Source organism: Wolbachia endosymbiont of Drosophila bocki (assembly GCF_028982005.1).
Lineage (GTDB): Bacteria > Pseudomonadota > Alphaproteobacteria > Rickettsiales > Anaplasmataceae > Wolbachia > Wolbachia pipientis.
This window is the reverse complement of sequence record NZ_JAPQLG010000204.1, coordinates 1-6,397: the sequence shown is the minus strand read 5'-3', so window position 1 is coordinate 6,397 and position 6,397 is coordinate 1. Positions and strand designations below refer to the sequence as shown.

At 37.1% G+C, this 6,397-nt stretch carries 7 protein-coding genes and 2 tRNA genes; 2 read left to right on the top strand and 7 right to left on the bottom strand.

Annotated features, from left to right (window positions below):
• Position 1 precedes the first annotated feature (1 nt).
• The 4 genes from tuf to carA all read right to left on the bottom strand — a co-directional run bounded on the left by tuf (position 2) and on the right by carA (position 2,616).
• A complete protein-coding gene (gene tuf / locus OZD61_RS05075) occupies positions 2-1,174 on the bottom strand; it encodes an elongation factor Tu (RefSeq protein ID WP_274980078.1) in 1,173 nt (390 codons plus the stop codon).
• A gap of 78 nt (positions 1,175-1,252) precedes the next feature.
• Positions 1,253-1,323: transfer RNA gene (locus OZD61_RS05070), tRNA-Gly, on the bottom strand.
• Positions 1,324-1,327: 4 nt separating this feature from the next.
• Positions 1,328-1,410 (bottom strand) — tRNA-Tyr (locus tag OZD61_RS05065).
• A gap of 114 nt (positions 1,411-1,524) precedes the next feature.
• Positions 1,525-2,616: a glutamine-hydrolyzing carbamoyl-phosphate synthase small subunit gene (carA, locus tag OZD61_RS05060; protein WP_274980077.1), complete on the bottom strand. Its 1,092-nt coding sequence runs from the start codon at positions 2,614-2,616 to the stop codon at positions 1,525-1,527.
• A 205-nt stretch (positions 2,617-2,821) separates the two neighbouring features.
• On the opposite strand from carA, the gene OZD61_RS05055 reads away from it, so the two are divergent.
• Entirely contained in the window at positions 2,822-3,316 is a 495-nt protein-coding gene (locus OZD61_RS05055) for a hypothetical protein (RefSeq protein WP_274980076.1), read from the top strand.
• A 420-nt stretch (positions 3,317-3,736) separates the two neighbouring features.
• Here OZD61_RS05055 and OZD61_RS05050 read toward each other — a convergent pair whose 3' ends face one another.
• The 3 genes from OZD61_RS05050 to glpX form a co-directional block, all read right to left on the bottom strand.
• Positions 3,737-4,336 (bottom strand): hypothetical protein, encoded by a 600-nt coding sequence (locus tag OZD61_RS05050; protein ID WP_274980075.1) that lies wholly within the window; start codon positions 4,334-4,336, stop codon positions 3,737-3,739.
• 10 nt (positions 4,337-4,346) lie between these two features.
• On the bottom strand, positions 4,347-5,093 hold the full coding sequence (locus OZD61_RS05045; RefSeq protein ID WP_274980074.1) for a hypothetical protein: 747 nt from the start codon (positions 5,091-5,093) through the stop codon (positions 4,347-4,349).
• An 81-nt stretch (positions 5,094-5,174) separates the two neighbouring features.
• The gene (gene glpX / locus OZD61_RS05040) at positions 5,175-6,101 is read right to left on the bottom strand and encodes a class II fructose-bisphosphatase (RefSeq protein ID WP_264705662.1); all 927 of its coding nucleotides are present in this window, start codon (positions 6,099-6,101) and stop codon (positions 5,175-5,177) included.
• A gap of 115 nt (positions 6,102-6,216) precedes the next feature.
• Between glpX and OZD61_RS05035 the strand changes: the two genes are divergently transcribed.
• Positions 6,217-6,360: a hypothetical protein gene (locus OZD61_RS05035; RefSeq protein WP_274980073.1), complete on the top strand. Its 144-nt coding sequence runs from the start codon at positions 6,217-6,219 to the stop codon at positions 6,358-6,360.
• The last annotated feature ends 37 nt before the right edge of the window (positions 6,361-6,397 follow it).

Here is a 6,397-nt window from a genome sequence, read left to right as displayed (position 1 = left end):
CTCACTCCAAAATTTCAGAAACAACACCAGAACCAACAGTTCTACCGCCTTCTCTTATCGCAAAACGCAATCCCTTATCCATTGCTATCGGTACTTGCAATTCTACTTCTACACTCACATTATCTCCTGGCATTACCATCTCCTTCCCATCTAGCAATTTTATGCTCCCAGTTACATCCGTTGTCCTTAAATAAAACTGTGGCTGGTAATTCGCAAAAAATGGTGTATGCCTTCCTCCTTCCTCTTTCTTTAATACATAAACCTCCGCCTTAAACTTTCTATGCGGTGTTATCGTCCCCGGTTTCGCTAATACTTGCCCTCTCTCCACTTCTTCTCTTTTTGTTCCTCTTAACAATATTCCTACATTGAGTCCTGCACTTCCCTTATCCAGCAACTTCTTAAACATCTCAACACCTGTGCATATCGTCTTTTGCGTCGCTTGCAGACCTATTATCTCTATCTCTTCTCCCGCCTTTATCTCTCCCTTCTCTATTCTTCCTGTTACCACTGTTCCTCGCCCCGATATCGAAAATACATCTTCGATTGGCAATAAAAATGGTAAATCCACAGGCCTTGGTGGAACCGCTACATATTCATCTAACTTTTCCATCAATTTGTCTATTGATTTCTTTCCATATTCGCTGCTGTCATCCTCCAGCGCCTTGAGTGCTGAACCAACCACCACAGGCACTTCATCCCCTGGAAATCCGTATCTACTCAGTAATTCCCTCACTTCCATTTCTACTAAATCTATCATATCAGCATCAGCAACATCAGCTTTATTTATATACACCACGATATATCCAACACCTACCTGCTTCGCCAGCAATATATGCTCTCTCGTTTGTGGCATTGGCCCATCAACCCCCGACACTACCAATACCGCCGCATCCATCTGTGCTGCACCTACTATCATGTTCTTTACATAGTCAGCGTGTCCAGGACAATCAACGTGTGCATAATGCCTTTTTTCCGTCTGATACTCAACATGCGCTGTTGCTATCGTTATCCCCCTCTTCCTTTCTTCTGGCGCTTTATCTATCTGATCGTACGCTACAAAATTTCCATAATGCTTCGTTATCGCCGCTGTTAACGTCGTCTTCCCATGATCCACATGTCCTATTGTTCCCACATTTACATGCGGCTTTCCAAATGCTTCCACTATTGCTACCATAATTTAAACTTTTCTACCTAAAATACAAATACATCAACAAATAATATGTTGATTTTATAAAAATACAACAAAAAAAAGAGCGGATAGTGGGAATCGAACCCACGTCACTAGCTTGGAAGGCTAGAGCTCTACCATTGAGCTATACCCGCACAATGGAGGAGGTAGGATTCGAACCTACGTACGCTCACGCGGACAGATTTACAGTCTGTTACCTTTAACCACTCGGTCACTCCTCCGCAAAAATTTGTTAAGAGAATACTATTTTAGCATCTTAACTTAAGCTCTTACTGTATTTAATACTAAACGCCTAAAATTAAAAAATCAAGCAATAAAACCTACCCTGATTAAAATCACGCAGATTTCATTTTATATAACACAATATTGTCAATAAAACGTTTAAACAAATAATGCGAATCATGCGTACCTGGCGCTTCTTCTGGATGGTATTGCACAGAAAAGACTGGGTAATCCTTCATCATTATTCCCTCTACACTATTATCAAATAGAGAAATGTGAGTAATTTCAACATTACTTAGAAGAGAAGCTGAATCAACAACGAAACCATGATTTTGGCTAGTGATCTCAACTTTTCCACTAATTACATCATAAACTGGATGGTTACTCCCTCGGTGACCTATATCCATCTTGATGGTCTTTGCCCCCAAAGTAATCGCAAGTAATTGATGGCCCATGCATATGCCAAAAATTGGTATTTTAGATTTTATAATGATGTCTATTTCTGAAACTACACTTTCTCCTATTTCTTGCGGATCACCAGGACCATTTGAAAGCACTATCCCATCTGGATTCATACTCAACACTTTTTGAGCAAAACCTGTGCTTGGTCTGATTAATTCAACTGTACAACCAAGTTCTATTAAGCGTGAAACTATACTGATTTTTACGCCAAAATCAACGATTACAACCCTATATTTTGCATTAAGGTCACTTTTAAAATTACTATGCAAGCTGACTTTATTGGTTATTTCTATCCCATTTACAGATTTGTATTCCTTCAATTTGTCCAACGCATGCGCCTTACTCGATGAGCATATCATTCCATTTTGAGATCCATGTTCTCTCAAATGTCTCGTTAAAGCTCTAGTATCAACTCCTGATATCCCAATCACGTTATTTTTCTCTAACCAATCATTTAAACTGACATATGAAGAAGGGTGGGACATAGAAGAAAGTTCACGCATAACCACACCACTTGCAAAAATTTTCTTTCCTTCATTATCCTTATGGTTTATTCCAACGTTACCAATGTGAGGAAAAGTGAACGTTATAATTTGATCGGCAAAAGAAGGATCAGTTATAGTATGCTGATAACCGGTCATACCAGTGGTAAAACAGACCTCACCTATGCATTTGCCTTTTTTACCTACTGATTTTCCCCAAAAGCACCTGCCACCTTGTAAAATTAAAACTGCGTCCTGCACTTCATTATCTATTTAACTGATTCAAAACAGTATACAAGAATTTCAAATAATACGTAACTCTTTCTAAAATTCCAAATTTAACCACGAAGCAGCAAAAAATAACATGAAAAACTTTTAATACAATCTTTCATATAAAATATATAGTTGACTACCTTCATATTTCGCATTAGATATAGGTGAATCATAAATAAAGTGGAGGGTAATAATGAACACCGGTACGAATCAATCAAAAAAAATAAATGAGAAGTGGTTAGCTGGAGGAATTGGCGCGCTATTATTTGTAATGATGCTACCATCGATTCTTCTTTTAGCAAAAATAGCTATAGGGCTAATTATGGTTTCAGTTGCGGCAGTAGCGATAAAAGTTGCCTTAAAAACAATATCGAATGCTTTAGAGGATAAACAGGCAGATCAAAGCCAAGCGACGCAACAAACAACACAAAGTAAAATTATAAACCTGGCTATTGGATTAACATCTATATTCGTAGGAGGATTATCACTATTCATTATAGCACAAACTGGCTTAATTGCAGCATGTGCAGCTATAACTGCTTTAGCTCTACACGAATATGTTAAAAATCAAGAAATAGGAAAAGAGATAAATGATAAATTCGATAAGGTAGCTGACGATACAATCAATTTTATTGTTAGCAGTGTTGAAAAACTTACTCCAACAAAGCCGCCAGGCATAACAGCCTAAACTGTCTCCGTTCAGGGCATAAGTGTTACAAGTAGCATTATATAAAGCGATTAATGGCATCCTCCTGATAATAGAATAATTGTATCTGTTCAGGGGCATCGCAAATATTGAAGCAAAAGTGGTCAGTGCTTACTATACGAATATTGTGATTTGAATCCACTAGGGAGGATGTCATCCCAGTGCCCAGACACTGGGATCCAGGAATTTTGATTAGAGATTAAATTGGTGAGTATAAAAGTAGCTAATCCTACGTTAAAATACAACGTTTTTAATGGGACTGCGTAAAAGGGCTGGATTCCAGTGTCAAGCACTGGAATGACACCTTTGTGTTTGAGGCAAAACCTGCTATAACATTTCTTCGCAAACAAACGTTCGTACAGTTATGTATCAGCTACTTTCATGGCACCATTTGTTGTAAACTCACATTTCTCTATGATTATCTTTATTTGCCGCTTTCCCGAACGGATGCTCTACAGTTATTTCCTCATTAATAGAGCGAGGTGCACCGGAACCAGGTACAACAATATTCTCGTGCGATTGCGTATCCCTCTTTTCCTCACATGGTGTTTGCTTAATGAAATGTGCTGCTAAAACTTCATGTAAAGCTTTACCTTTTATAAGCACAGCCTCGTTTTGCTTAGCTAACTCTAAAATTTTCTTTGGTTCAACATCTTTACCGTCAATAGTTGATTTTTTAATACTAACTTGACCTAAATTTATATTTAGAACAACAGTACAGTTAAGGTCTTTTCCAGATTCATCTTTTGCGCCCCAACTAATTTCGATGTCACATATTGCAAATTTTGCAAAGGAGTAGTTCCTCCGTTGTTTCTCAATTGTTACTATTCTTTCACCATTGCTGTATACTTTTGCTCCTTTTACCTCGCTTTTCTCTTCTTCCATTCTTTTAGTTTTTTCAGTGAAAGGACGACTGGTTTCTAAACTTTGTTCAGGTTTAGTAATGTTGATATTAAGATGGTCATAATGATTAAGAAGACGGTTTGCATATGGACATGGCACATAACACCCATCAAAGAAAGCATTGCACTCCAGTTTTTAGAAATTCTTGTCCATCGCTCATTCCTTGACCAATTCGAATAAGATATCTACCCAACCTCTTTTTAAAATTTTCTTTTAACTCCTCCTGATCTTTAGAAGTAAGCTTCTTATCCAATATACCCATTATTTCTTTTCGCTTACTCAATACCACATAATTGAAAAGGAAAATATCATCCTCTCGATAATAATTTGCTATCTTGTCAAATGGATCTGCCGGCCAACCGTTATTATAATTTACGGAATCAGAAGAATCTTCACACTTATTATCCTTAAAATCAAAATTCAATCTTTCAAAATCTGATAATACTTTTTCTGCCCTATCTTCAAAAGACCGAAGTCCATCTTGAAGTTCTTTTCCATAACTCATTCCTTTGTCAATTTGAAGAACATATTGACCATATTTCTTTCCAAACTCCTCCTGTTCTTCGAGGAGAGGAAGATTCCTATCTAATATATCGATTATTTCTTTCCGCTTATTCAATATCACGTAATTAAAGAGGGAACTCTTCCCCTTCTTTTCATAATCGTCTGCTATTTTGTCAAAACACTTATTATCCTTAAACTCCAATTCCTCAAAATCTGAGAGCACACCTTGTACCTGAGTCTCATCGAATTGAAGATTTGCTTGAGGAGATAGAAGAGTCAACTTTTCTTCACTTTCCTTGGTACTCGAATTTTTGTACAAACCATTAAATAGATTTATAACACTAGAAAACATTTCACACCTCTATTGTTATAAGTAAACTTGACTATATCTTAATGCTAAATGTTGTAAAGCTAAAATTAGAAACTAAAAAAGCTAACATAAGTTCTGCATTGTTTGCAGCTTTATCAGCCTATTAGGCAGAATTATTAAAGAATTAGTTGAATAGGTATTATGATTCAATTTAACTCCATCCACAAGTTCTCCGCTTGTTACTCCAGTTGCAATGAACACTGATTCACCTCTTGCCATATCTTTTACGGCGTAGACTTTTTCTGGGTCATCAATATTTAAATTTTTTGCTCTTTCTCTTAACTGATCCGTATCAAGTACTAATCTTCCCTCCATCTGTCCGTCGATAGAGCTTAGCGCTGCAGCCGCAAGCACTCCCTCTGGTGCTCCTCCTATACCGATATACATATCATGATTGCCATTTACTAGTGAAACTATGGCCGCAACATCACCATCATCTATTAGTTTAATTTTTGCTCCTAATTTCCTGATTTTCTCTATTAATTCACCATGCCTTTCACGTTTAAGTACAGTTACCACGAGATCATTCACCTTGCATTTTTTTGCCTTGGCTAAATTGTCTAGATTCTTTTCAATGCTATTTTTTAGTGAGACTACACCCTCTGGAAGATTTTTTCCTACTACTATCTTTTCCATATAAACATCAGGTGCATGTAAAAAATTACCTTTTTTCGTTGCAGCAAGAACGGACATTGCCCCTGATTTGTAATGAGCACAAATCGTAGTGCCTTCAAGTGGGTCAACAGCAATGTCAATCTCGGGACCATTTCCAGTGCCAACCTTCTCGCCAATATATAGCATCGGCGCTTCATCTCTCTCACCTTCACCAATTACGATAGTACCATTTATTTCCATTGAATTTAATACTGTACGCATTGCATCAACTGCAACCTGATCAGCCTTTTTTTCATCGCCGAAGCCTGCTAGTTTATATGCAGCAAGCGCCGCAGCTTCGGTCACTTTAACTAATTTATAGGCTAAATCTTCCATCATTTGCTTTAAGAGCTATATTCAATATATATCATGCTGCTTGAAACTGCAATATGCCTTGACTGGTTGTGGGAAAGTTGCTATAATAAACTAACATATAGTAGTAGGGTTAGTTATGATATATAGTAATGATGATATTAGAGAGTTGTATCTAAATATAAATGAGACTGTAAAACAGAAGCCTCAAGCAAGTCTTGAAGAATTAAGTAAAGAGCTAAATGCAAGAATTGATCTAAGAACCTGTTTAAAATCTTCGTAATAGGAGAGAAATGAAGGAAAGGACAATCATTTGCAAG